Origin of the sequence: Streptomyces cyaneofuscatus, assembly GCF_033109485.1 — a bacterium.
Lineage (GTDB): Bacteria > Actinomycetota > Actinomycetes > Streptomycetales > Streptomycetaceae > Streptomyces > Streptomyces cyaneofuscatus.
Genome location: NZ_CP137002.1, coordinates 5,280,341 through 5,303,773, shown reverse-complemented (window position 1 = coordinate 5,303,773; position 23,433 = coordinate 5,280,341). Strand labels below are relative to the sequence as shown.

Genomic DNA, 23,433 nt, shown 5'->3' with positions numbered 1-23,433 from the left:
GGTCCAGGCGCCCGCACGGTCCTTCCCGGACCGTGCGTGCGCTCAGTCGTTTTCCCTCCGGCGTCTCCCCGCCCCATCCTTGTCGCACGACCACCTGAGGAGAACCTCCATGAGCAACCCCTTCCCGCCCCCCGACGGCGTTCTCCCGGACCGGAGCCGCTTGGCCGAACTCCTCGAAGCCGAACGGACCCGCGCCCTCCAGCGCATCCTCCCTGCCTGGGCCTACTTCCTTGCCTCGGTGGCCGCGGCGGCCGGAATCTGGCTGTCGGCCGAGGGCGTCGGCCGGGCCGTCGCCCTGGCCGCGGTGCTGATTCCGGGCCTTCACCTGCTGCTGCGCGCCAAGGCTCTGACCGAGGCGGTCATCGTCTTCCGTGACGACGAGGAGGAGGACGACCGGGGCGACGGAGCCGAAGGCGGCGCCGGAGCCGAAGGCGGCGCCGGAGCCGAAGGCGGCGCCGGAGCCGAAGGCGCGGTGAAGCCGGACAGCTCAGTGGTGCCGGACGGTGGGAGCCGCCGCGGCGAGGATGCGGACGAACCGGAGGAGGACGACGCCACCATGGGCCGGATCGCCGGCCGTGCCGTCGCCGTGACCGGGGCCGTCGTCTGTGTCGTCCTCGGCCTGGCCGTCGCCTTCCTGCCGCTGACATGGCTGCGCATCGTCCTGCCTGCACTGTGCCTGTGGTTCGTCTACGACCTCTACCGGTCCCACCGCAAGCGCGTCGAGGGCCGCCGCGTCATCGCCCGGGCCGAGACCGAGCCGTGGTATCCCGCTTACCGGCGCCTGATCGAGGAGCGGCGGGCGTCGCTGGGGTGACGGCCCGGGGGGAGCAGCCCCTCGGGTGCCGCCTCAGCGGTAGTCGTCCGGGTGGTCCTGCATCCAGGTGTTGATGCCGTCGCGGGTGGAGACGATCTCGGTGAAGAACTTCTCCAGGTGCGGCGTCGACCGGTCCTTGCCCAGCTTGCCGAACAGGACCTTCATGTCCGCCAGCGGCTGCTTGAAGTGGCCGGGCCCCTTCGGGTCCGCCCGCATCGCCTCGTCCAGCTCCGTGAGTTCCTGGGTGACCCGGCCGAGGAAGTAGGCGCAGTCCCCCGCGCCCGGCGTACAGGTCTCGCCCAGGGTGGCCTGGAGCGTCGCGAAGGCGTCGCGTACGAGCTCGGGAGCCGGTTCGGCAGGTGCGGTCGGCTCCTCCGCGGCCTCGCCGGCCGCCTGCTCGACCTGGTCGGCGTTCTCCGCCGGGTCCACCTCCTGCTCCTGAGGTTAGCCTCGGCAGGGACACGTACGTACACACGTACGCAGACACAGACACGAACACGAACACGAACACGAACACGAACACGAACACGAACACGAAGGCGATGGTGGCGGCGATGGCGAAGGTTCCGGCGGCGGCAGTGGCGGCGAGCGGGCTCGTCGGGGGTTACGGCGTCGCCCGGTGGACCGGGAGGCGTCCGCTCGGCGGGGTCGCGCTCGCCGCCGCCGGGTCTCTCGCCGCGTACGAGTGGAACCGTCAGGCCGGACCGCGTGCGGCCACCGCGCTGACTCTCGCGTACGTCGCCGCCTTCGCCGGGTCGCACCCGCTCGCCAAGAAGGTCGGTGCCTGGCCCGCCGTCTTCGCCGTCGCCGGTGGCGTGGCCGCCGCCTCCTGGGCCGTCACCCGCCGCGCGTAGGCGTAAGGATCAGTCGGGGACAGCCAGCGCCAGGTAGAGGCGGTTGGCCTGCTCCGCCTCGCCCCGGTGCCGGCCCGAGAAGGCGTCGACCGTGCGGTAGAGGTCGACCGCGCGGGCCGCGTAGGAGGCGGCTTCGCGCGTTCCGTCAATCCGTCCGGATTCGTGGAAGACGGTGAAGCCCTGGGCGGTCATGGCGTAGGACTGGGCGCGGAGCAGCCCGGTCTCCTGGCCGGGAGAACGACGGGCCAGGGCTGACGCCGCATACCGGTGGGCGGCGGCAAGACTCTTCCAGAGGCCGAATGCGCCGCTCTGGCCCACGGACACCGTCAGGTTGCCGAGCGTGCGTACGCGGTGGGTGGCGGATCGCAGGCCCGGTGGGGTCAGGAGCTGCGAGGCATGGGTGAGGGCGAAGGCCAGTGCCGCGGAGCGGTATGCGCCGCGTTGCTGCGCGCGGACTCCGAGCGTGAAGAGCCCCCGGGACGCACCCTGGGCGGCTGCCATGAGCAGGGGTGCGGCGCCCGCGCTGACCGCGAGCCACCATGAGGTGGCCCCGAGGGCGCCGCCCACAGCGACGCAGAGCGCCACCAGCAGCAGGACCCGCAGGGCCGGGCGGATCCCGGCGGTGAATCGGTTGCGGCGCATACCGACGGGCCGGGCCCGGCGCAGCGCCCGGCGTCTGAGGAACCGGAAGGAGACGATCCCGGTCGCGGCGTCCAGCGCCCGCAGGGTGCGGTCCGGCAGGCCGAGGTAGAGCACGCCGTCGTGGACGGTCGGCGCGGCCCGCACGCCGTCCCACCGGACGTCGGTGGGATGGCCGGAACGGTGATCGACCGGACGTCGCCACAGCACACGACCGTCGGTGGCGGCGAGGGCACACAGCTCCGCGGCGTCGAGGACGCTGCCCCGGGTGGCCAGGTAGACCCGGCCCTCACCCGCGGCAGGCGGCGCCGCCACCCAACTCCCGGTAGGCCGGGACCATTTGTGTGCTCCTGTCGCGGCATCGTAGGCGAGGATCGCCCCGCTGGTCAGCTGGGGTGTTCCCGCGGACATGGCCCGCCCGGACACGTAGACCTGGCCGTCGGACACGACCGGAACGACATCACGGGCGTCGACGCCCGTGTCCCGGGTCCACAGCGTACGGCCGTCGTGCGCGTCCAGGACGTGCAGCACTCCGGTGGGGTCGGACGCGTACACGCGATCCTGATCGACCGCGCAGCTCGTCCGGACCGAGAAGTCCAGCTCCCGTCTCCAGCGGACCGAGCCGTCCGTGGCGGCGAGCGCGTAGAGGGCGCCGTCCGGTCCGACCAGGTACACACCGTCCCGGCAGACCGCCGGGGAAGAACCGAAGAAGACCGGCTGACCGCCGCTGCGCAGGACCTCTACGATCAGGTCCCGTTCGTCGGACCGGTATCCGCCGAGCTCGGCCGCCCACACCTCGCTGCCGTCCTCCACCGACAGCGCGCACACGCGGGGCCCTTCCGCGCAGGCGAAGACGAGGCCGCCGGCGGCGGCGGGGGCGGCGGTGGCGACGCCCGTGTACCGGGACCAGCGGACGTCCCCCGACTCCAGGTCCAGGGAGAGGAGGCGGCCGCCTCCCTCCGGGGAGACGAAGTGGACCGCGCCCTGATGGATCACCGGCGCGGCGGTGACAACGGTGCGAGGGGGCGTCCGCGGCTCAGGGGCGTACCTCCAGTGCAGGACACCGCTGATCGCATTACGTGCGGTGACTAGCCCGAAGGCGTCGACGACCACGACCATGCCGGAAGCGACGGCCGGAGCCGCCAGCACTGGGCCGGGGCACGGAGCGCCCCACGGGAGGAACCCCTCGGGAGGCCGCGAAGCTCCAGCCACACCCGTACGCGCGGCGTCTCCCCGGTACATCGCTGTCACATCCGCCTCCATCATGGCCTCCCGCCCCACGGCCGGGGGCCCGGCGATGTGACCGTCGAGCCTGCCCCGGCAGGGAGACCAGCCTCGCGCACTCCCCGCAGGTGTGTCAGTCGTTTCACCATCCGTCAGACACCTGTGGAGAGCGCTGCGTTGATGCCATCCTGGAAGCGGTGACGCCGTCCGCGGCACCGGACCTCACCACCAGGGCGGCGGGCGGGGGCGGGCCGTTCGGCCGCCCGGACGGGGGGCGAGAGATGATCGATTTCCTGGCGGGTCTGCCGGCCTTCCCCGCCTTCGCGCTGGTCTGGGGCAGCGCCTTCAGCCTGTTCATGACGTGTTCGCTGCTCCGTCTCGGCTACGGGCTCCAGCGTGACCGGGTCGTCATGCGCCGATTTCTCGGCGCCGGTGCCGACGCGCCCGTCCTCGCCGCGTACCACCTCAAAGGAGAGGCGGCCGCCACGCGGACCGGGATGCTGGTGCTGGCCCGTCGGCACGGGCACTCCCGCGAGCGGGAGCGCCGAGCGCGGTCGCGGCCCGAACCTCTGCTCGCGGCGCTGCGGACGCCGGTCCGTGAGGCCGCGGAGGCCGGAGAGGCGCACTCGGTCCGGCGCGTCCGGGCATCGGACGGCTACCCCGCCTTCCGCTCCGGGCTGCGCGAGGCCGCCGAGCACCGCCTGCCACGGCGGCGGACGCGCTATGTGCTCGACCGCGTGGCCGCGTGGGCGGCCGTCTTCGGCCTCGCCGCCGTCCTCGTGTACGGGATCGGGTTCTACATCCAGCGGCCCGACGCCTCCGGTTTCTGGTTCCTGATCGCCCTGGCCTCGCACGCTCCGGCGGGCATCTGGATCGGGATGACCGACGGCCAGGGCGGCCGGTTCGCGGCTCCGCAGTGGCCCGAGTTCGACGCGCTGTGCCGGCGCCTCGTCGAGAGGGAGGAGGCCCGCGCACCGCTTCAGTTCCGGATCGAGATGGTCGAGGCCGACCATCCCGCGAAGCCCGCGGCCTCCGGCTGGGCCGGTGACGGCGGTGTCGGCGGTGTCGGCGCGAGCAGTTCGTGCGGCGGAGGCTCCGGTGGCGGGTGCGGCGGCGGGTGCGGCGGCGGGGTGTGAGGCGCCGAGGTGACCGAGGACCCGGGACGGCCGCCGCCCGCTCCCCCGGAAGGGTCCGCGCCGCGTTGAACACCCGCCGCGCCGCGCCCGTACTACCGGGCAACTCCCCCGTGTAAGCCGGGTGCGTACCCGTACGACAGGACGGGTACGCACCCGGAACCCGCAGGAACCGTAAAACCGCTCAGCCGCCCAGCGCCCGCGACACCGTGTGGATCGCCAGGCCCGCCAGCGCGCCGACCACCGTGCCGTTGATGCGGATGAACTGCAGGTCACGGCCGATGTGCGCCTCGATCTTCTTCGACGTCTGGTCCGCGTCCCAGCTCGCCACGGTCTCGCTGATCAGCGAGGTGATCTCGGCCCGGTAGCGGGTGACCACGTAGACCGCCGCGTCCTCCAGCCAGCCGTCGACCTTGCCCTGGAGGCGCTCGTCGCCCGCCAGCTTGGCACCCAGCGACATCAGGGACGCCCGGGCCCGCAGGCGGAGTTCGCTGCGCTCGTCCTCGGCCGCCGCGAGGATCATCGTACGGACGGAGGACCAGGCCGAGGCGATGACGTCCTGCACCTCGCCGCGGCCCAGGATCTCCGACTTCAGCCGCTCCACCCGGGCCCGGGTGTCGGCGTCGCTCTGGAGGTCGGCCGCGAAGTCGGTGAGGAACGTGTCGATGGAGCCGCGCGCCGGGTGGCCCGGCATGTCCCGCATCTCCGTGACGAACCGCAGCAGCTCCTTGTAGACCCGCTCGCCCACCCGCTTGTCCACGAAGCGCGGCGTCCAGCCCGGCGCCCCGCCCTGCACCGCGTCCATCACCGAGTCGCCGTGCTCCACCAGCCAGTCGTGCGCCCGTACGCAGACGAGGTCGACGACCTTGCGGTGGCCGCCGTCCTCCACGACCCGCTCCAGCATCTTGCCGAGACCGGGGCCGACCTCCGCCGCGTTCGCCCGCCGGGTGATGGCCTCGCCGACCACCGCCTGGACGTCGGAATCCCGCAGCACCGTCAGCGCGCCGCGCAGCGCCGTCGCCAACTCGGCGGTCACCCGGTCGGCATGGGCCGGCTCCGAAAGCCACGCACCGACCCTCCGGCCGACCCCCAGAGCGTGAATTCGGTCACGAATGACGTCTCCGGAGAGAAAGTTTTCGCCAACGAAGGAACCGAGGGACTGTCCTAGCTGATCCTTCTTGGTGGGGATGATGGCCGTGTGGGGGATGGGCAGGCCGAGCGGGCGCCGGAAGAGCGCCGTCACGGCGAACCAGTCCGCCAGAGCGCCCACCATCCCCGCCTCGGCAGCCGCCGCGACGTAGCCCGGCCAGCCCTTCACCCCTGAGTGTTCCGCCCAGGTGGCCAGGACGTAGACCAGTGCGACGAGCAGAAGGAGGCCGGTGGCCGTGAGTTTCATGCGCCGTACGCCGCGCTGCTTCTCCTCGTCGGCGGCGGTGTACGCGAACGAGGCCAGCGGGCCGGGCCCGGGCGCGGCGCCCTTCCCGGCACCGGCACCGGCACCTGCACCTGCACCTGCACCGGCGCCAGCACCTCGCGACGTGCCCGGTCCCAGCTCCTTACGGGCCCCGGTCCGCGTCCCGGACCCGCCTTCCCCGGAGTCCGGGTCCTGCTTTGGCTGCTGCACCGCGTCCTGCTCTCCGGAACCGGTCGGTCCCATGCGCTCCACCCGTCCCACCCGTTCAAGCCGATCCGGCCGTTCCAGCCGATCCAGCCGTTCAAGCCGTCTGCGTACGCCTCGCCCCCGCGACGTACGCATTGTCCCTACTTCCCCTACTCCCGGGCCGCACGTCGAGTTCCCCGCGGCCTGTCGCATCATGGGACCAGCACGATCATCACAAGGAGAATCACCGCACATGCCCAGGCGCCAGGGGTACGCCCTGCTCATCGCCCTACTGGCGGGCACCGCCGTACTCGCCGCAGCCACCGTCTTCGGCACGACGCTCCTCTCCGGCCGCCACCAGGCCCCGCCGCCTCCCGCCGAGACGCACGCCGCGGCCCGCAACCCCGTCGCGCCCGCCAACATCGGCGGGAACTGGATCGCCACCTGGACCACGGCGCCCGTCGGCCCGGAGCCGAACACCGACAACGGCTTCCCCGGCAGCACCATCCGTAACGTCGTGCACACCAGCGTCGGCGGGGACGCCGCCCGCATCACGCTCTCCAACCTCTTCGGCACCGTCCCGCTCCGCGTCGACCGGGCCACCGTCAACACCCGCCCGGTGACCTTCGACGGCGCCGCCTCCGTCACCATCGCGGCGGGCGGACGGGTCGTCAGCGACCCGGTCGTCGTGCCGGTCGCGCCCGACTCCGACCTGGAGGTCGGCTTCCGCACCCCGCGCCCGGGCGGCCCGGTCACCTACCACCCGAACAGCCACCAGACGTCCTACCTGGCCGACAGCCGCGGCACCTGGTCCACCACCAGCTGGCGCTACCTGACCGCCGTGGACGTCCGCAACGAGTCCGTCCCCGGCACCATCGTCACCCTCGGGGACTCCCTCACCGCGGGCAGCGGCTCCACCACCGACGCCAACACCCGCTGGCCCGACGTCCTCGCGGACCGGCTGGGCGGCCGGTACGGGGTCGCCAACGCGGGCATCGCGGGCAACCGGCTCCTCATCCAGGGCCCGTCGGGGCAGGCCGGCCTCGTCCGGTTCGAGCGGGACGCGCTCTCGGTCGCCGGGGTGCGCACCGTGATCGTGGCCATCGGCATCAACGACATACAGCAGGCGCCGCAGGAGACCGACGCCGGGCGCATCGTGGCCGGGCTGCGCGCCCTCGCCGACCAGGCGCGGGCCCGCGGCCTGACGGTCGTCGGCGCGACCCTGACCCCGTTCGAGGGCTACCGGACCTGGACGCCCGAGCGCAACGCCGTACGGCTCGCGGTCAACGAGCAGATCCGGAGGGGCACCGTCTTCGACGCGTACGTCGACTTCGACGAGGTCGTCCGCGACCCGGCCGCCCCGAACCGGCTCCTGGCGGCCTACGACTGCGGCGACCGCGTGCACTTCAACGACGCCGGGTACCGGGCGCTGGGCGAGCGGATCGACCTGCTGTCCCTGGAGCAGGCGGCCGGCACGCCGGAGTCCGACGAGCTGTGAGGAGGCGGAGGGCGGGGAGGGTGACGTACGAGGGCCGATAGCTCAGCCCAGCTCCTTGCGGCCGCCGCCTCCCGGCCCCTGGTCCGGGCCGTCCAGCCGCTGCCGCTCGCGGACCGCCCGCTCGGCCTCCTCGGCCTCCTTCAGGCGGCGGCGCTCCGCCTTCGTCCGCTTGCGCTCCACGCCGACACCGCCCATCAGGGCCAGCCCCGTGATCCGTACGCGCGGGGCCTCCGGCACGGTCTCCCCGTCCTCGTTCGGGCCCTCGCCGAAACCGCCCATGATGCCGACGCCCCGGACGTCCACGTTCAGCTCCGGCGGGGCCGTCACATGGATGCCACCCATGATCGCGATGCAGCGGATGACGACCTCGCGGTCCTCGAAGTCCGCCTCGCGCAGGTCGATCTCGCCGCCGCCCCACATCGCGAACGCGGTGAACTTCCGGCTCACCGTCCAGCGGCCCTTCCGGTTGAAGCCGCCCCACAGGGCGAACCCGCCCTTCGAGGTGGCCGTGGAGCCGATCCGGGCGGGCCAGTTCGCGGCGGAGCCCCGCAGCGGGGCGGGCGCGGACGAGCCCACCGGGGCCACCGCCGTGCCGGGCGCCGGGAGGTCCCGGACGAGGGGCTCCAACTCCCCGTGCGTACGGGCCGTGTAGGCCGTTTCGAGGCGCTGCTCGAACTCGTCCATCTCCAGCCGGCCCTCGGCCACGGCCTCCCTCAGCAACTCGGCGATCCGCTCACGTTCCGCATCGGAGGCACGCATGTCCGGACGTTCACTTGTCATACCACGCACCCTATTGAACGCACCCGGTCCCGGCACAGACGTACAGGCCCAGGACCTGCACGCGTCGGCTCACGGGCTCCCTCACGTCGCCCCGTCACGGCGCCCCCTCACGGCGCCGCCGCCTCGTACATCCGCGCGATCACGGCCTCGATGTCCGGCTCCCGCACCGACAGGTCCATCAGCGGGTACTCCGCCGCGATCCGCGCCACCAGCGGGGCGGCCGACGCCGAGGCGGGGAAGGCCAGCCACTGGCGCGGACCCTCCACCTTGACCACCCGAGCCGACGGTCCGGCCCCCTCCGACTCCAGCGAGATCGGCGGGAGTTCGCGCTCCAGGTCCACCACCAGCATCCGCTCGCTCTCCCCCACCTCGTGGAGACCGGCGAGCGAACCGTCGTACATCAGACGGCCGTGGTCGATCACCATCACCCGGCGGCACAGCTGCTCGATGTCGGTCAGGTCGTGCGTCGTCAGCAGGACCGTCGTCCCGCGCTCCGCGTTCAACTCCTTGAGGAACTGCCGCACCTTGGCCTTGGAGATCACATCGAGCCCGATCGTCGGCTCGTCCAGGTAGAGCACCTCGGGGTCATGCAGCAGGGCCGCCGCGATGTCGCCCCGCATCCGCTGCCCGAGGGAGAGTTGACGTACGGGGACGTCCAACAACTCACCCAGATCGAGGAGTTCGACGCACCGGTCCAGGTTCTCCCGGTAACGCCGGTCCGGGATGCGGTACATGCGGTGCATCAGCCGGTACGAGTCGCGCAGCGGCAGGTCCCACCAGAGGGTGGTCCGCTGGCCGAAGACCACACCGATGCGGTGCGCCAGGCGCGTACGTTCCCGAGTGGGGTATCCCCTGCTCGAGCGTGTTCGAGAGCTTGGGGAAGGGTCGATGCCCGCCACCCGCAGCCGGCCGCCGCTCGGGGTCAGGATGCCCGTCAGCATCTTGATCGTGGTCGACTTGCCGGCCCCGTTCGGGCCGATGTAGCCGACCATCTCGCCGCGCGCGACCTGGAAGCTGATGCCGTCCACGGCCCGCACCTCATGCCGCTGCCGGCGCAGCAGACCGGCCTTCCGGCGGACCTGGAAGACCTTCTCGACGCCGTCGAGGGTGATGAAGCCGTCGTGGCCCACGCCCGCACCCTCCCCCGCGGCTCCGACCGATGTGTCCAGCATGTCCGACTCCCCTTCCCTCAAAGTCCCGTACTCTTCCCTCAACTTCCGGTACTCCGGTACGTCCGCAGCGCCGCCCGCCACGCCAGCCCGGCCAGCCCACCGACCGCCACGGCCACCACCGGCGCCAGGAACGCCACCCACTGCGGAAGGTCCAGCGGATACTCCCGGTCCAGCACGTACAGCGTCGGCAACCAGCTCACGAAGGCCAGCGGCACCACGAACGTCACCCCGCGCACCAGGTCCTTCGCGAAGATCGTCGGCGGGTACTGGAGCAGCGTCGCCCCGCCGTACGTGAAGGCGCTCTGCACCTGCGAGGCGTCCTGCGCGACGAACTGGAACGCCGCCCCGGCCACGAAGACCGCCCCGAAGACCGCCGCACCGCTGATCACCATCACCGGCAGCATCGCCACCTTCAGCGGCGTCCACGCGATGTCCAGGGTGACCAGCGCGTAGCCCAGCACGGCGAGCCCCTGAAGGATCCGCCCGATCCGGCGCAGCGCGAACCGGTCCGCCGCCACCTGCGCCAGCACCGGGACCGGCCGCACCAGCAGCGTGTCCAGCGTCCCGTCCCGCACCCGCCGCCCCAGCCGCTCCATCGACCCCAGCAGCAGATCGCACAGCCCGAACGCCGTCGCCGACACCCCGTACAGCAGGGCGATCTCCGGGAGCGTGTAGCCGCCCAGCGCGTCGACGTGGGTGAACATCAGCACGATCGTGAGGAAGTCGAACGCCGTCGCCGCGAGGTTCCCGAACGTCGTCATCACGAACGAGGCCCGGTACGCCATCGTCGAGCGCACCCACATGGCCACGATCAGCCCGTACGCCCGCAGCCCCTCCAGCAGCCAGGGCCGCTCCTCGTACGCGAAGTACGCGGGGCCTCCCGGCTCCCGGCTCTCCTCGGGCCCGGGCCGCACCGCCACCGTCTCAGCCACCCTGCACCACCACCCTCCTCGTCGCCACGGACTGGAGCAGCCGCCCCGCCAGCAGCAGCGCCACCGCCCAGCCGCCCTGGAACGCGTACGCCTCCACCAGCCCCCACCCCGTGTGCTTGCCCAGGTACACATCGGCCGGGATCTGGAGCAGCGAGGACCACGGCATCATCCGGGCCACCTCGCCCAGCAGACCGGGGAAGAGCGGGAGCGGCAGCAGCATCCCGGAGAAGAACAACCCCAGCAGCCAGGCCATCTGGGTCGCGCCCGCACCGTCGAGCAGCCAGAACGCCGACAGGGCGACCAGGTAGCGCACGGCGAAGCTCACGACCACGCCCAGCAGCACGGAGAGCAGGAACGCCGGCCAGATCCACGCCGAGCCGGGGAGCGCGATATCGAAGGCGAGCGCCCCCGCGAGCATCGGTACCACCCCGCGCCCCACCAACTGGAACGCCGCCCGGCCCAGATCCCCCGCCAGCCACCACAGCTGGAGGTCCGCCGGGCGGTACAGGTCCACCGCGATGTCGCCGGTCCGGATCCGCTCCATCAGCTCGTCCTCGAAGCCGCCGCCCATCATGGCGCAGGCCGCCAGCAGGCCCTGCCCGATCCAGACGTACGCGAGCGCCTGGGACATGTCGTACCCGCCGAGCTGCGGTCTCGCGTCCCACAGGGCGATGTACGTGTACGCCAGGATGAAGCCGAAGACGGTGTTGGTGAACACCCCCGCGGCCGTCGCCGTCCGGTACGTGGCGTAGCGCCGGAACCCGCCCGCCGCCACCACTGCGTACAGCCGCACGCCGTCCCCTCTCCCCCACCGCCGGCCGGTCGGGGAACTCCCGCTTCCGGCTCCGGACACCAAAGCGCACGACCTTAGTGCACGGACGGAGGCCACCGCGACGGCTTTTCGAGGGGCGCGGAGGCGGGAGAACGGGGGAGATCGGAGGATGATACGAGGGTTTCCCGGCGAAACGGGCACTATGGGTGCACCGACCGCACCCGAGGAGCCCGCACCGACATGAGCGACGAGCACCAGACCTGGGCCCCCCGGGACCCCTCAGCCGCCTCCACGAGCCCCGGGGACGACGAGGGCGCACAAGGAGCGCAGGGCAAGGCACCCGGAAAGAAGGGGCGCACGAAGCGCCCCAAGCGGACCGGCTGGCGCCGCCTCTTCCCGACCTGGCGGATGGTCCTCGGGTCGGTCCTGGTGGCCGGTCTCCTGCTCGTCGGCGGGTTCTTCGCCGGATACCAGCTCGTCGACATCCCGGCCGCCAACGCCGGCGCCGACGCGCAGTCCAACGTCTACTTCTACAAGGACGGCACCGTCCTGGCCCGCGACGGCGAGGTGAACCGGGAGAAGGTCAAGCTCTCCCAGGTGCCCTCCGACGTCCAGCACGCCGTGCTCGCCGCCGAGGACCGCGACTTCTACAGCCAGCCCGCCGTCGACGTACGGGCCATGTTCCGGGCCGGCTGGAACACCGCGACCGGCAAGGGCAAGCAGGGCGGCTCCACCATCACCCAGCAGTACGTCAAGAACTACTACCTCGGCCAGGAACGGACCGTCGTCCGCAAGGCCAAGGAGTTCTTCATCGCGATCAAGCTCAACCGCGAGCAGAGCAAGGACCAGATCTTCGAGGGCTACCTCAACACCAGCTACTTCGGGCGCAACGCCTACGGCATCCAGGCCGCCGCCCAGGCGTACTACGGCAAGAACGTCGAGGACCTCACCACCGCCGAGGCCGCCTACCTCGCCTCCCTCCTCAACGCCCCCAGCGCGTACGACGTCGTCGCCCACCCCGACAGCAAGCCGGCCGCCCTGAGCCGCTGGAACTACGTCCTGGACGGCATGGTCAAGGAGGGCTGGCTCGACTCCGGCGAACGGTCGACGACCGAGTTCCCGGTCCCCGGCGAGGCCAAGCCCTCCACCGGCCTCTCCGGCCAGCGCGGCTACCTCGTGCAGGCGGTCGAGCAGTACCTCACCGGCAACGGGATCATCGACGAGAAGACCCTCGCCACCGGCGGCCACCGCATCACCACCACCCTCGACAAGAAGAAGCAGGACGCCTTCGTCGCGGCGGTCAAGAACAACGTGATGAAGAAGCGCAGCGACGACCGCGAGCCCGACAAGAACGTGCGCGTCGGCGGCGCCTCCATCGTCCCCGAGACCGGCGAGGTCGTCGCTATGTACGGCGGCGTCGACTACACGCAGCAGTACGTCAACAACGCCACCCGCCGCGACTACCAGGTCGGCTCCACCTTCAAGCCGTTCGTCTTCACCTCCGCGATCGCCAACGACTCCACCACCCAGGACGGCCGGCGCATCACCCCGGAGACGTACTACGACGGCACCAACAAGCGCACCGTCCAGGGCCCCCAGGGCTCCACCGGCTACGACCCCGCCAACGAGGACGACGTCGACTACGGGCAGATCACCGTCCGTACCGCCACCGACAAGTCCGTCAACGCGGTCTACGCGCAGATGGCCCAGGACGTCGGCCCGGAAAAGGTCCGCGACACCGCCGTCGCCCTCGGCATCCCGAAGACCACCCCCGACCTCACCGCCTCCCCCTCCATCGCGCTCGGCCCCGCCACCGCCAGCGTCCTGGACCTCACCGAGGCGTACGCGACGCTCGCCAACCACGGCCGGCACGGCCCGTACACCCTCGTCGACAAGGTCACCAAGGACGGCACCGAGATCGAGCTGCCCGACCGGAAGACCGAACAGGCCATCAGCCGCGAGGCCGCCGACACCACCACCGCCCTCCTCCGCTCCGTCGTCGAGGGCGGCACCGGCTCCGCCGCCCAGGCCGCGGGCCGCCCCGCCGTCGGCAAGACGGGCACCGCCGAGGAGGACAAGGCCGCCTGGTTCGCCGGGTACACCCCCGACCTCGCGACCGTCGTCGCCGTGATGGGCCAGGACCCCGACTCCGGCACCCAGACCCCGCTGTACGGAGCCCTCGGCCTGGACCGCGTCAACGGCGGCGGCGTCCCCGCCGAGACCTGGGCCGCCTACACCGAAGCGGCCCTGCGCTCCTCCCCCGCCCAGGAGTTCGACCTCCGGACGGCCCCCGGCTCCGACGAACCCCAGGAGCCGGGCGACGAGGGGACCGACACCATCGACGGCCCGGACACCCCGGACGACACCGACTCCTCCAGCACCTCCCCCAGCGCCCCGGCCGACCCCACCACCCCCTCGGCCCCCACCACCCCCGCCCCGCCGGGCAACGGCGACGGCGGAACGGGCACCACCGGCGACGCGACGGGAGGGACGGAGGGCGGCGCAACGACCGGGGACACCGGCGACGGCGGAACCAGCACCGGCACCGGCACCGGCACGGAGGGCGGCACCGACGGAGACAACGGCGACAGCGACGGCGATACGGGAGCCCTCGGCGGCGGCCTCATCGAAGGGGTCCGCGGCGCCCGCGAACAGGGCGAATAACGCTCAGTGCCCGGAGGTCGCCTTCAGACCCACGACCGCGACCAGCAGCAGACAGACGAAGAAGATCCGGGCGGCGGTCACCGGCTCGTTCAGCACGACCATGCCGAGGATCGCCGCACCGGCCGCGCCGATGCCGACCCAGACCCCGTACGCCGTACCGATCGGCAGCGTCTTCGCCGCATGGGACAGCAACACCATGCTCGCCACGATCCCGAGGCCGGTGAACACACTCGGCCAGAGCCGGGTGAACCCCTCGGTGTACTTCATCCCGATCGACCAGCCCACTTCGAGCAGACCGGCGACGAGCAGCAGAACCCAGGCCATGAGAACCTCCGACGACAACGCGCGAGCGCGTGAACGAACACGGATGCGTCGTCTTTGCCTGCCCGGTACGGCGCGTCTCGTCGGGGTGGTTCCACCGTAGCAAGGAATGGCCGGAGGGCCTGGTGACCATGGTCACCAGGCCCTCCGCCGTACGTCCCGTACGTCCTACAGATACAGCCCGGTCGAGTCCACCGACCCCTCGAACCGGTCCGCCGCCACCGCGTGCAGATCGCGCTCGCGCATCAGCACGTACGCCACACCCCGCACCTCCACCTCGGCACGGTCCTCGGGGTCGTACAGCACCCGGTCGCCGGGCTCCACCGTCCGCACGTTCTGGCCGACCGCGACGACCGCGCCCCAGGCGAGCCGCCGGCCCACCGCGGCCGTCGCCGGGATCAGGATGCCGCCGCCGGAACGCCGCTCACCCTCGGCGGTGTCGTTCCGCACCAGGACACGGTCGTGCAGCATGCGGATGGGCAGCTTGTCGTCATCATGGGTGTTGCCCTGAGTCTTCTCGCTCACGCCCGCAACCTACCGTCACCGCACCGGCGCGCACGCCCGAGGGGGCCGTGCGCCTCCCGGGGCGACGGGTCCGTCACCCGCGGCGCTCAGAGATCGCGGGCGGACGCGTCCGTCACCCGCGGCGCTTGGAGAGCGTGATCAGCCCCACCACACCCACCACCAGCAGCGCGGCGGGAATCACCCGCTCCAGCCGCGGCGAGCCGTCCACCGCGACGAACTGCGCCTTCACCTGTGACACCGAGCGATTCACCGCGACGAACGCGCGGCCGGCCGTGCGGTCCACGGTCTGGGCCGCCTTGGCCTTCGCGTCGCCGATGATCGTCTTCGGGTGTACCCGCACCCCGATCTCGTCGAGCACCACAGCGAGCTGCTCACGCCTGCTGATGATGTCCGCCTCGATCTGCGCAGGGGTCCTGGCATCCGACACTGCGCCGCCTCCGTGGTCGTGTCTCCGGTAAACCTTCTTCTGAACCTTCGTCGACAGTCTGTCAGCTCGAACCCCCGCGCACCCGGCGGCACCCCTATTACGCTCGGTCCCGTCCGACCCGTGCACCACCCGAGGAGAACCACATGAGCGAGCGACTCAAGCCCGGCGACCCCGCTCCCGCCTTCACCCTTCCCGACGCCGACGGCAACGAGGTCTCGCTCGCGGACCACAAGGGCCGCAAGGTCATCGTCTACTTCTACCCGGCTGCTCTTACCCCCGGTTGCACCAAGCAGGCCTGCGACTTCACGGACAACCTCGACCTCCTCGCGGGCGCCGGATACGACGTCATCGGCGTCTCCCCCGACAAGCCGGAGAAGCTCGCGAAGTTCCGCGAGCAGGAGAACCTCAAGGTCACCCTGGTCGGCGACCCGTCGAAGGAGACCCTGGAGGCGTACGGCGCCTTCGGCGAGAAGAAGCTCTACGGCAAAGTGGTGACGGGCGTCATCCGCTCCACCGTCGTCGTCGACGAGGACGGCAAGGTCGAGCACGCCTTCTACAACGTCAAGGCGACCGGCCACGTGGCCAAGATCATCAGGGACCTGGGCATCTGACCCGGCCCCTCCCGGCTCGGTCTCGCCCCGGATGGGCCATCCGGGGCGAGACGGCCCGGACGCCCTCCCGTACGGCGGCGGACCACGCGCAGCCCGTACGCCTGCCCCGAAACGATGTCGAGAACATGTGAGGGACATCGCATCGGACCATGAAGTCGGTTTGCGACCGCCACGACCGCGCAGAAGCCTTTCCTGGAACACCCTCCGAGGAAAGGACCCGGCCATGGCGGCCCCCGACCCCCACCAGGCGGCCGACCCCCAAGCGGTCAAACGCCACCCCACGCTCTTCCGGGCGGTCCGCAAGCGCAGGAACCCGAAGCTGCGCCGTACGGACATCACCGTCACGGACGACGCGGCGGTGAAGCGCGCGGTCAAGGCGGCCTCGCTGGGCAACGCCATGGAGTGGTTCGACTTCGGCATCTACTCCTACCTGGCCGTGACGATCGGGCACGTCTTCTTCCCGTCCGGGAACGACACCACCCAGCTCCTCTCCTCCTTCGCGACCTTCGCGGTCGCCTTCCTCGTACGGCCGCTCGGCGGCATGTTCTTCGGCCCGATGGGTGACAAGGTCGGCCGCAAGAAGGTCCTCGCGCTGACGATGATCCTGATGGCGGTCGGCACGTTCGCCATCGGCCTGATCCCCTCGCACGAGACGATCGGCGTCTGGGCCGCGGTCCTGCTGATCTTCTTCCGGATGCTCCAGGGCTTCTCGACGGGCGGGGAGTACGGGGGCGCGTCCACGTTCATCGCGGAGTACGCCCCCGACAAGCGCCGCGGCTTCTTCGGCAGCTTCCTGGAGTTCGGCACCCTGGCCGGCTACGTCGGCGCGGCGGGCCTCGTGACGGCCCTGTACGCCCTCCTGAACGACGCGCAGATGGAGGCCTGGGGGTGGAGGATCCCGTTCCTCGTCGCGGGCCCGCTGGGCCTGGTCGGCCTCTACCTGCGACTGCGCCTGGACGAGACCCCGGCCTTCCAGAAGCTGGAGGGCGGCACGGCGCACGCGAGCGAGGCGGCGGACGGCGTGGAGTCCACGGCCAAGGGGGACCTCGCGAAGATCTTCCGGCAGTACTGGCCGACGCTGATCCTCTGCATCTGCCTGGTGGGCGCGTACAACATCACCGACTACATGCTGCTGTCGTACATGCCGACGTACCTCTCCGACGAGCTCGGCTACAGCGAGACGCACGGGCTGCTGATCCTGCTCGCGGTGATGGTGTTCCTGATGGCGATCATCAGCCAGGTCGGCAAGCTGTCGGACCGCTTCGGCCGCAAGCCGCTCCTGATGACCGGCATGCTGGGCTTCCTCTTCCTCTCCCTCCCGGCGTTCCTCCTGATCCGCATCGACGGCATCCTCCCGATCACGGTCGGCATGCTGATGCTGGGCCTCTCCCTGGTCTGCATGCTCGGCACGATGTCGGCGGCCCTGCCGGCCCTGTTCCCGACGAACGTCCGCTACGGGTCCCTGTCGGTGGGCTACAACCTCTCCGCGTCGATCTTCGGCGGTACGACCCCGCTGGTGATCACGGCCCTGATCAGCTGGACGGGCTCCAACCTGATGCCCGCGTACTACGCGATGGCGGCGGCCCTGATCGGCGTGATCGCGGTCGCCTGCATGAAGGAGACCGCCCAGCAGCCCCTGATCGGCTCCCCGCCGTCGGTGGAGACGGACGAGGAGGCGGCGGAACTGGTGCAGGCGCAGGCGCCGGAACCGAAGTTCTGAGGCCTTCCCTCTTGGGTCCTCTTGGGCACCCTCTCCGGATTCCGGACGTAACCATCCGATAAACGGTTCGTTACTCCGTACGAGGCTGCGAACGTGCGGCCGGAATCGGAGGGGGACATGGCACCGGTCCGCTACACCCGTGAGCTGCTCGAAGAGGCGGCGCGGATGACGACGAACGCCACCGACGCGGTGCGGTGGTGCGGAGGAACACCGACGTCCGGCAGTCGGCGTTATCTGCGTCAGAAGATGGCCGAGGCGGGTGTAGACACCTCGCATTTCGCCGACACGCGAGTACGCCACACGGAAGAGACACTGCGCGAGCTGGTCGCAGGCTCCATGAGCGTGGCCGAAGTCGTGCGCAGGCTGGGCATCAGTCCGGTGGGCGGCAACCAGGCGCACATCGGCCGGCGCATCGCGGCTCTGCGGATCGACACCTCCCACTTCACGGCAACGCCTCCGGGCGGACGCAGGCCCAAGGGTTCGCTGGGAGACCTCCTGACGCTCCGTACGCCGTCGGACGGCAGAGTCCCCGGCGAACGGCTCCGCAGGGAACTCGTGCGTAGGGGAGTTGAGAACAGGTGCGCCGAATGCGGCAACGACGGGGAGTGGCTGGGGCAGCCTCTCCGGCTCGAAGTGGACCACGTCAACGGCGACTGGTGGGACAACCGCCCGGAGAACCTGCGCCTCCTGTGCCCCAACTGCCACGCGGCCACCGACACCTATCGGGGCCGTAAGCGCAGGAGGGCGGCGTGAGCGCCAAGTACCCCCGCGAACTGCTCGCACGGGCAGCTGCGGAGGCGGGCAGTCTCGTCGATCTTCTGCGCCGCCTGAACGCGCCCCTGGGCAGCCGGACACTCCGTTACGTACGCAACCGACTCGCGCACTACGGGGTCGACACGTCCCACTTCGTGGAGGAGGAGCTCCCGCCACGAGAGCGCTGCGCGTACCCACGCGACCTCCTCGCCGAAGCCGCTGCCCAGTCCCACAGCATCAGGGAGATGTTCACGTACATGGGCCTGCCGCCGAGCGACAGTCCGTACGGCTACCTGCGCGGGAGGATGGACCGGCTCGGCATCGACACCTCCCACTTCACCGGCGGACGCCGGTACGGAACGCCCTCCACACCCCGCACGGCACTGGCCGAAGCGGTCGCCGCGTCCCGCAGCCTGGCCGGCGTTCTGAAAGCCTTGGGGCTGGGCAACAACGGCACTGCTCGCGCTCGCGTGAAGCGGGACATCGAAACGTACGGCTTGTCCATGGCCCACTTCACCGGACAGGGGCACGGTCGCGGAACGCGCTCACCGAACCGCAAGTCCGCGGCGGAGATACTTCAGCGTCTGAGCACCGGAGCACCTCGGACGAAGACGGCTCAGTTACGACGGGCTCTGGACGACATCGGAGTCCCTCACGCCTGCGCAGGGTGCGGCACCGGAGACACCTGGCGGGGCAGGCGGCTCGTCCTGGAGATCGACCACATCAATGGCGACCGGCTCGACAATCGCCGGGAGAACCTCCGCTACCTCTGCCCCTCGTGTCACAGCCAGACGCAAACCTTCTCGAAGCCGCGCAGGGTCGCACAGTAGAGTGGTGCGCGCGGGTCCGTACCCCAGCTGGCCTAGAGGGCGCCGGTTTAGGTCCGGTGTGTCGTGGGTTCGAGTCCCACCGGGCCCACAGGTGCAGGGCGGCTGCCACCTTCGTTTCGAAGGAAGCAGCCGCCCGCTCTGTTTGTCAGCCCACCAACTCCCGCACCACCGGCACCAGCGCCCGAAACGCCTTCCCCCGATGGCTGATCGCGTTCTTCTCGGCCGGGGTCAGCTCCGCGCAGGTGCGGGTGTCGCCCTCCGGCTGGAGGATCGGGTCGTAGCCGAAGCCTCCAGTGCCGGACGGGGTGTGGCGCAGGGTGCCGTTCAGGCGGCCCTCGACGACGCGTTCGGTGCCGTCGGGGAGGGCCAGGGCGGCGGCGCAGGTGAAGTACGCGCCGCGGTGGGCGTCGGCGATGTCGCCGAGCTGGGCCAGGAGCAGGTCGAGGTTGGCCTGGTCGTCGCCGTGGGTGCCGGACCAGCGGGCCGAGAAGATGCCGGGGGCGCCGCCGAGGACGTCGACGCAGAGGCCGGAGTCGTCGGCGATCGCCGGGTGGCCGGTGGCCTGCGCGAGGGCGTGGGCCTTGAGGAGCGCGTTCTCGGCGAAGGTGACGCCGGTCTCCTTGACGTCGGGGATGTCCGGGTACGCGTCCGCGCCGACGAGGTCGTGGTCGAGTCCCGCGTCGGCGAGGATGGCGTGCAGTTCGGTGATTTTCCCGGCGTTGCGGGTGGCGAGGATCAGGCGCGTCATGCGCCCATTGTCCCCTCCCGCGGCGGGCGGATCCTACGGCGAGCAGACCTTGCCGATCTCCGTCGCCGCGTTCGTCACCGGGGTGATGTCCGGGGTGGCGTCGCCGCTCTCGATGGACCCGCGCACCTCGGTGACGCCCGCCTGGAGGTCGTCCACCGCCTTGGAGAGGTCGGCGTTGTCCGTGGTGTCGTCCAGCTTCTTGAGCTCGCGGTCGATCTCGTCCAGGGACTCGGAGGCCTGGGTGATGTCCTCGGAGGCGTTGGAGACGGCCTGCTGGAGGTTGTTGACGCTGGTGGCGATGGCGTCGGCGGTGCGGACGCAGTCGAGGGCCTTGTCGAGGCCGGCGCAGCCGACGGCCGTGGTCAGCGTCAGCAAGGCGGCGGCGGTGGCGAGTGCGAGGCGTTGGTGGCGGCGCGAAGCCATGGTGCGGTCCCTCCCCGGGGATCGGTACGCGGACGGGCGCACGGTTCGACCCGTGCGCCCGTGCCCGTAACGACGCTGTGGCGTGCGTATTTGGTTGCTTCTTTACCCGGGGAAGGTGAGTCGCTACGCGTTCTGCGTGGTTGCGAGTGCGTCACGCTGGAGTGCGGCGAGGTCGACGCAGCCCGCGGTGGCCAGGTCCAGGAGGGAGCCCAGTTCCTTGCGGTCGAAGGGGGCGCCCTCGGCGGTGCCCTGGACCTCGACGAAGCGGCCGTCGCCCGTGCAGACGACGTTCATGTCGGTCTCGGCGCGGACGTCCTCCTCGTAGCAGAGGTCGAGGAGCGGGGTGGAGTCGACGATGCCGACGCTGATGGCGGCGACGGTGTCGGTGAGCGGCTTGCGGCCGGCCTTGACGATCTTCTTGCCCTGGGCCCAGGCGACCGCGTCCGCGAGGGCGACGTACGCGCCGGTGATGGCGGCCGTACGGGTGCCCCCGTCGGCCTGGAGGACGTCGCAGTCCAGGACGATGGTGTTCTCGCCGAGCGCCTTGTAGTCGATGACCGCGCGGAGGGAACGGCCGATCAGGCGGCTGATCTCGTGGGTGCGGCCGCCGATCTTGCCGCGTACGGCTTCGCGGTCGCCGCGGGTGTTGGTGGAGCGGGGCAGCATGGAGTACTCGGCGGTGACCCAGCCCTCGCCGCTGCCCTTGCGCCAGCGCGGGACGCCTTCGGTGACGGAGGCGGTGCAGAAGACTTTGGTGTCGCCGAAGGAGATGAGGACTGAGCCTTCGGCGTGCTTGCTCCAGCCGCGTTCGATGGTGACGGGGCGGAGCTGTTCGGGGGTGCGGCCGTCGATGCGAGACATGGGACCGACTTTATCGGGTGGCGGGGGCGGGTCCGTTCGGGTGCGGAGCGGCCGTGGGCGGGGCCGGGAGCGTGCGTACGCCGCGGGCGCCGCCGCCCCCTCGGACCGTGCTCTCGTACGACGCAGGCCCCGGCACCTGGTGGGGTGCGGGGGCCTGCGGTGCGCGGCGGCGGGGTGTCAGCCGGTCACATCATGTCTTCGATGTCGGCGGCGATGGGGTCGGCGTCGGTGCCGATGACGACCTGGATCGCGGTGCCCATCTTGACGACGCCGTGGGCGCCGGCGGCCTTCAGGGCGGCCTCGTCGACCAGGTCGGCGTTGTGGACCTCGGTGCGGAGGCGGGTGATGCAGCCTTCGATCTCGTCGATGTTGTCGATGCCGCCGAGCCCGGCGACGATCTTCTCAGCCTTGGTGGCCATGCCTTCTCCCTGGTTTTCGCGTGCAGACGGGCCGCCCGCTGCGGGTCCGTTTCGTCACGGTAACGCACGGTTGGCCCAACTTCGCGGGCGGGTAACCGGACTATCACCAAAGATAACGATCACCGGTGCCCTGACTTCGGGGCGGGCCCGGACCGTGACGCAACTGGTCTACACCAGTTTCCGACGACCGCCAAACGAGGCTTGTTCCGGGAAGGACGCCGATGAGTTCGAGCGCCGCTGCGGCACCGCAGCCGAAATGGTGGAACGGGCCGGTCCAGGGCTTGCAGAAGGTCGGCCGCTCCCTCCAGCTCCCGGTGGCCGTCCTCCCGGCGGCGGGTCTGCTCGTCAGCCTCGGGAACCTCTTCGACTCGTACCTCCACGGCGCCTTCTGGGACAAGACCTCCAAGGTCCTGCTCAACGGCGGCACCGCGATCCTGGACGGCGAGCTGGGCCTGCCGCTGCTCTTCTGCATCGGCGTGGCCATCGGCTTCGCGAAGAAGGCGGACGGCTCCACCGCGCTCGCGGCGGTGGTCGGCTTCCTGGTCTACCGGGGCGTCCTCACCGCCTTCCCCATGGACGGCACGGTCACGGACGAGCTGCCCGACGGCGAACCGCAGAACCCCGGCGTCCTCGGCGGCATCCTGATCGGCCTGCTGACCGCGGTGGTCTGGCAGCGCTACCACCGCACCAAGCTGGTGGACTGGCTCGGCTTCTTCAACGGCCGGCGCCTGGTGCCGATCCTGATGGCGTTCCTCTGCGTGATCCTGGGCGTGGTGTTCGGACTGCTGTGGCAGCCGGTGGGTGACGGGCTGACCTGGTTCTCCAAGCAGCTGATCGACCTCGGCTCGTGGGGCGCGGCGATCTTCGGCTTCGCGAACCGGCTGCTGATCCCGATCGGCATGCACCAGTTCCTGAACACGTTCTTCTGGTTCCAGGCGGGTGAGTTCACCGGGGCGGACGGCCAGACCGTCCAGGGCGACATCTCCCGGTTCTTCGCCGAGGACCCGTCGGCCGGCCAGTTCACCTCGGGCTTCTTCCCGATCATGATGTTCGGCCTGCCCGCCGCCGCCCTGGCCATCACCCACTGTGCGCGTCCCGAGCGCCGCAAGGAGGTGGGCGGTCTGATGGTGTCGGTGGCGCTGACCTCGTTCGTGACCGGCGTCACCGAGCCGCTGGAGTTCTCGTTCATGTTCGTCGCGCCGCTGCTGTACGGCGTGCACGCGGTGCTCACCGGGGCCTCGATGGGCATCACCTGGCTGCTGGGAGTGCATGCCGGGTTCAGCTTCTCGGCCGGGTTGATCGACTATGTCGTCAACTGGCATCTGGATACAAAACCGTGGCTGATCATCCCGATCGGCGCGTGCTTCGCCGTGATCTACTACGTGATCTTCCGCTTCGCGATCACCAAGTTCGACCTCAAGACGCCGGGCCGTGAACCGGAGGAGATCGAGAAGGAGATCGAGAAGGATCTCACGAAGTAGCAGGTCGGCCGGGTTCCACCCCGGTCACGCAAGGCCCTCGGACCACCTGGTCCGGGGGCCTTTCGCTTGTCACCGAACGTGCCGGGTCTGCTACCGCGAATCAGCAGGGAATTGCAGGTTCCTTATCTAACCCTCACCGTGCTAAAACTGGTCTACACCACTGAGTGGTCCAGACCACGGCGCTCTGCCGCAGGGTCTGTCGAGTCGCCGCCTCCCCGCATCAACGACCTTG

Annotated in this window: 23 protein-coding genes, 1 tRNA gene, 1 pseudogene and 1 riboswitch; of the genes and pseudogenes, 11 read left to right on the top strand and 14 right to left on the bottom strand. The window is 70.9% G+C overall.

Translation table 11 applies throughout. The annotated features are described in order from the left end of the window. Nucleotides 1–109: 109 nt before the first annotated feature. Nucleotides 110–814, top strand: a complete 705-nt coding sequence (locus R2B67_RS23405; RefSeq protein ID WP_317820779.1) for a hypothetical protein — start codon at nt 110–112, stop codon at nt 812–814. 33 nt (nt 815–847) lie between these two features. Here R2B67_RS23405 and R2B67_RS23400 read toward each other — a convergent pair. Continuing rightward, nucleotides 848–1,234 (bottom strand): annotated as a pseudogene (locus tag R2B67_RS23400) (hypothetical protein); the annotation flags it as partial. A 134-nt stretch (nt 1,235–1,368) separates the two neighbouring features. Here R2B67_RS23400 and R2B67_RS23395 point away from each other — a divergent pair. Then, complete coding sequence (locus R2B67_RS23395) at nt 1,369–1,668, top strand: hypothetical protein (RefSeq protein ID WP_317820777.1); 300 nt, start codon at nt 1,369–1,371, stop codon at nt 1,666–1,668. Between the two features lie 9 nt (nt 1,669–1,677). Here the strand turns inward: R2B67_RS23395 and R2B67_RS23390 are convergent, their stop codons facing one another. After that, nucleotides 1,678–3,549, bottom strand: coding sequence for a BamB-related PQQ repeat family beta-propellar protein (locus R2B67_RS23390; protein WP_317824944.1), 1,872 nt, complete (start codon nt 3,547–3,549; stop codon nt 1,678–1,680). Between the two features lie 263 nt (nt 3,550–3,812). Here R2B67_RS23390 and R2B67_RS23385 point away from each other — a divergent pair, with 263 nt between their 5' ends. Further along, a complete protein-coding gene (locus tag R2B67_RS23385; protein ID WP_317820775.1) occupies nt 3,813–4,667 on the top strand; it encodes a hypothetical protein in 855 nt (284 codons plus the stop codon). A gap of 181 nt (nt 4,668–4,848) precedes the next feature. Here the strand turns inward: R2B67_RS23385 and R2B67_RS23380 are convergent, their stop codons facing one another. Beyond that, complete coding sequence (locus tag R2B67_RS23380; RefSeq protein WP_317820774.1) at nt 4,849–6,321, bottom strand: DUF445 domain-containing protein; 1,473 nt, start codon at nt 6,319–6,321, stop codon at nt 4,849–4,851. A 196-nt stretch (nt 6,322–6,517) separates the two neighbouring features. Between R2B67_RS23380 and R2B67_RS23375 the strand changes: the two genes are divergently transcribed. Continuing rightward, on the top strand, nt 6,518–7,762 hold the full coding sequence (locus tag R2B67_RS23375; protein WP_317820773.1) for an SGNH/GDSL hydrolase family protein: 1,245 nt from the start codon (nt 6,518–6,520) through the stop codon (nt 7,760–7,762). 42 nt (nt 7,763–7,804) lie between these two features. Here the strand turns inward: R2B67_RS23375 and R2B67_RS23370 are convergent, their stop codons facing one another. From R2B67_RS23370 to R2B67_RS23355, 4 genes are all read right to left on the bottom strand, one after another. Next, nucleotides 7,805–8,521, bottom strand: coding sequence for a DUF1707 SHOCT-like domain-containing protein (locus R2B67_RS23370; RefSeq protein WP_317824943.1), 717 nt, complete (start codon nt 8,519–8,521; stop codon nt 7,805–7,807). Nucleotides 8,522–8,649: 128 nt separating this feature from the next. Next, nucleotides 8,650–9,714 (bottom strand): ABC transporter ATP-binding protein, encoded by a 1,065-nt coding sequence (locus R2B67_RS23365; protein WP_317820772.1) that lies wholly within the window; start codon nt 9,712–9,714, stop codon nt 8,650–8,652. A 38-nt stretch (nt 9,715–9,752) separates the two neighbouring features. After that, the gene (locus R2B67_RS23360) at nt 9,753–10,646 is read right to left on the bottom strand and encodes an ABC transporter permease (RefSeq protein WP_317820771.1); all 894 of its coding nucleotides are present in this window, start codon (nt 10,644–10,646) and stop codon (nt 9,753–9,755) included. Then, complete coding sequence (locus tag R2B67_RS23355; protein WP_317820770.1) at nt 10,639–11,439, bottom strand: ABC transporter permease; 801 nt, start codon at nt 11,437–11,439, stop codon at nt 10,639–10,641. The genes R2B67_RS23360 and R2B67_RS23355 overlap by 8 nt, the downstream gene beginning before the upstream one ends. Nucleotides 11,440–11,658: 219 nt before the next feature. Between R2B67_RS23355 and R2B67_RS23350 the strand changes: the two genes are divergently transcribed. Next, entirely contained in the window at nt 11,659–14,082 is a 2,424-nt protein-coding gene (locus R2B67_RS23350) for a transglycosylase domain-containing protein (RefSeq protein WP_317820768.1), read from the top strand. A gap of 3 nt (nt 14,083–14,085) precedes the next feature. Here R2B67_RS23350 and R2B67_RS23345 read toward each other — a convergent pair whose 3' ends face one another. The 3 genes from R2B67_RS23345 to R2B67_RS23335 all read right to left on the bottom strand — a co-directional run bounded on the left by R2B67_RS23345 (nt 14,086) and on the right by R2B67_RS23335 (nt 15,355). Continuing rightward, nucleotides 14,086–14,406, bottom strand: a complete 321-nt coding sequence (locus R2B67_RS23345; protein ID WP_015608805.1) for a DMT family transporter — start codon at nt 14,404–14,406, stop codon at nt 14,086–14,088. Between the two features lie 42 nt (nt 14,407–14,448). After that, nucleotides 14,449–14,507, bottom strand: a riboswitch (guanidine-III (ykkC-III) riboswitch). Between the two features lie 64 nt (nt 14,508–14,571). Beyond that, the gene (locus R2B67_RS23340; RefSeq protein WP_237326113.1) at nt 14,572–14,928 is read right to left on the bottom strand and encodes a GroES family chaperonin; all 357 of its coding nucleotides are present in this window, start codon (nt 14,926–14,928) and stop codon (nt 14,572–14,574) included. A gap of 112 nt (nt 14,929–15,040) precedes the next feature. Further along, nucleotides 15,041–15,355: a DUF3618 domain-containing protein gene (locus R2B67_RS23335; protein WP_018512393.1), complete on the bottom strand. Its 315-nt coding sequence runs from the start codon at nt 15,353–15,355 to the stop codon at nt 15,041–15,043. 143 nt (nt 15,356–15,498) lie between these two features. Here R2B67_RS23335 and bcp point away from each other — a divergent pair, with 143 nt between their 5' ends. From bcp to R2B67_RS23310, 5 genes are all read left to right on the top strand, one after another. Continuing rightward, on the top strand, nt 15,499–15,966 hold the full coding sequence (bcp, locus tag R2B67_RS23330; RefSeq protein ID WP_015608808.1) for a thioredoxin-dependent thiol peroxidase: 468 nt from the start codon (nt 15,499–15,501) through the stop codon (nt 15,964–15,966). 223 nt (nt 15,967–16,189) lie between these two features. Beyond that, nucleotides 16,190–17,686 carry a glycine betaine/L-proline transporter ProP gene (gene proP / locus R2B67_RS23325; protein WP_317820763.1) on the top strand — a complete coding sequence of 499 codons (1,497 nt, stop codon included), beginning with the start codon at nt 16,190–16,192 and terminating at the stop codon, nt 17,684–17,686. A 117-nt stretch (nt 17,687–17,803) separates the two neighbouring features. Beyond that, the gene (locus tag R2B67_RS23320; RefSeq protein WP_317820762.1) at nt 17,804–18,439 is read left to right on the top strand and encodes an HNH endonuclease; all 636 of its coding nucleotides are present in this window, start codon (nt 17,804–17,806) and stop codon (nt 18,437–18,439) included. Then, nucleotides 18,436–19,269 (top strand): HNH endonuclease signature motif containing protein, encoded by an 834-nt coding sequence (locus tag R2B67_RS23315; protein WP_317820760.1) that lies wholly within the window; start codon nt 18,436–18,438, stop codon nt 19,267–19,269. The genes R2B67_RS23320 and R2B67_RS23315 overlap by 4 nt, the downstream gene beginning before the upstream one ends. Before the next feature lie 12 nt (nt 19,270–19,281). Further along, nucleotides 19,282–19,357, top strand: a tRNA-Leu gene (locus R2B67_RS23310). 57 nt (nt 19,358–19,414) lie between these two features. Here R2B67_RS23310 and rdgB read toward each other — a convergent pair. The 4 genes from rdgB to R2B67_RS23290 all read right to left on the bottom strand — a co-directional run bounded on the left by rdgB (nt 19,415) and on the right by R2B67_RS23290 (nt 21,720). Then, the gene (gene rdgB / locus R2B67_RS23305) at nt 19,415–20,017 is read right to left on the bottom strand and encodes an RdgB/HAM1 family non-canonical purine NTP pyrophosphatase (protein ID WP_109977936.1); all 603 of its coding nucleotides are present in this window, start codon (nt 20,015–20,017) and stop codon (nt 19,415–19,417) included. A gap of 33 nt (nt 20,018–20,050) precedes the next feature. Then, nucleotides 20,051–20,440 (bottom strand): hypothetical protein, encoded by a 390-nt coding sequence (locus R2B67_RS23300; protein ID WP_018512387.1) that lies wholly within the window; start codon nt 20,438–20,440, stop codon nt 20,051–20,053. 123 nt (nt 20,441–20,563) lie between these two features. Next, the gene (gene rph, locus R2B67_RS23295) at nt 20,564–21,301 is read right to left on the bottom strand and encodes a ribonuclease PH (protein ID WP_317820757.1); all 738 of its coding nucleotides are present in this window, start codon (nt 21,299–21,301) and stop codon (nt 20,564–20,566) included. 185 nt (nt 21,302–21,486) lie between these two features. Continuing rightward, a complete protein-coding gene (locus R2B67_RS23290; protein ID WP_109165463.1) occupies nt 21,487–21,720 on the bottom strand; it encodes a PTS sugar transporter subunit IIB in 234 nt (77 codons plus the stop codon). 221 nt (nt 21,721–21,941) lie between these two features. Between R2B67_RS23290 and R2B67_RS23285 the strand changes: the two genes are divergently transcribed. Beyond that, nucleotides 21,942–23,201 carry a PTS transporter subunit EIIC gene (locus R2B67_RS23285; RefSeq protein WP_026241552.1) on the top strand — a complete coding sequence of 420 codons (1,260 nt, stop codon included), beginning with the start codon at nt 21,942–21,944 and terminating at the stop codon, nt 23,199–23,201. Nucleotides 23,202–23,433: the final 232 nt, after the last annotated feature.

What these genes read in the sequence shown, in the direction of transcription:
- R2B67_RS23345 (WP_015608805.1), bottom strand. Translation starts at nt 14,406, where the DNA reads ATGGCCTGGGTTCTGCTGCTCGTCGCCGGTCTGCTCGAAGTGGGCTGG.
- R2B67_RS23395 (WP_317820777.1), top strand. Translation starts at nt 1,369, where the DNA reads ATGGCGAAGGTTCCGGCGGCGGCAGTGGCGGCGAGCGGGCTCGTCGGG.
- R2B67_RS23385 (WP_317820775.1), top strand. Translation starts at nt 3,813, where the DNA reads ATGATCGATTTCCTGGCGGGTCTGCCGGCCTTCCCCGCCTTCGCGCTG.
- rph (WP_317820757.1), bottom strand. Translation starts at nt 21,301, where the DNA reads ATGTCTCGCATCGACGGCCGCACCCCCGAACAGCTCCGCCCCGTCACC.
- R2B67_RS23380 (WP_317820774.1), bottom strand. Translation starts at nt 6,321, where the DNA reads ATGGGACCGACCGGTTCCGGAGAGCAGGACGCGGTGCAGCAGCCAAAG.
- R2B67_RS23375 (WP_317820773.1), top strand. Translation starts at nt 6,518, where the DNA reads ATGCCCAGGCGCCAGGGGTACGCCCTGCTCATCGCCCTACTGGCGGGC.
- R2B67_RS23390 (WP_317824944.1), bottom strand. Translation starts at nt 3,549, where the DNA reads ATGTACCGGGGAGACGCCGCGCGTACGGGTGTGGCTGGAGCTTCGCGG.
- R2B67_RS23365 (WP_317820772.1), bottom strand. Translation starts at nt 9,714, where the DNA reads ATGCTGGACACATCGGTCGGAGCCGCGGGGGAGGGTGCGGGCGTGGGC.
- R2B67_RS23290 (WP_109165463.1), bottom strand. Translation starts at nt 21,720, where the DNA reads ATGGCCACCAAGGCTGAGAAGATCGTCGCCGGGCTCGGCGGCATCGAC.
- proP (WP_317820763.1), top strand. Translation starts at nt 16,190, where the DNA reads ATGGCGGCCCCCGACCCCCACCAGGCGGCCGACCCCCAAGCGGTCAAA.
- R2B67_RS23320 (WP_317820762.1), top strand. Translation starts at nt 17,804, where the DNA reads ATGGCACCGGTCCGCTACACCCGTGAGCTGCTCGAAGAGGCGGCGCGG.
- R2B67_RS23405 (WP_317820779.1), top strand. Translation starts at nt 110, where the DNA reads ATGAGCAACCCCTTCCCGCCCCCCGACGGCGTTCTCCCGGACCGGAGC.
- R2B67_RS23300 (WP_018512387.1), bottom strand. Translation starts at nt 20,440, where the DNA reads ATGGCTTCGCGCCGCCACCAACGCCTCGCACTCGCCACCGCCGCCGCC.
- bcp (WP_015608808.1), top strand. Translation starts at nt 15,499, where the DNA reads ATGAGCGAGCGACTCAAGCCCGGCGACCCCGCTCCCGCCTTCACCCTT.
- R2B67_RS23285 (WP_026241552.1), top strand. Translation starts at nt 21,942, where the DNA reads ATGAGTTCGAGCGCCGCTGCGGCACCGCAGCCGAAATGGTGGAACGGG.
- R2B67_RS23350 (WP_317820768.1), top strand. Translation starts at nt 11,659, where the DNA reads ATGAGCGACGAGCACCAGACCTGGGCCCCCCGGGACCCCTCAGCCGCC.
- rdgB (WP_109977936.1), bottom strand. Translation starts at nt 20,017, where the DNA reads ATGACGCGCCTGATCCTCGCCACCCGCAACGCCGGGAAAATCACCGAA.
- R2B67_RS23370 (WP_317824943.1), bottom strand. Translation starts at nt 8,521, where the DNA reads ATGCGTGCCTCCGATGCGGAACGTGAGCGGATCGCCGAGTTGCTGAGG.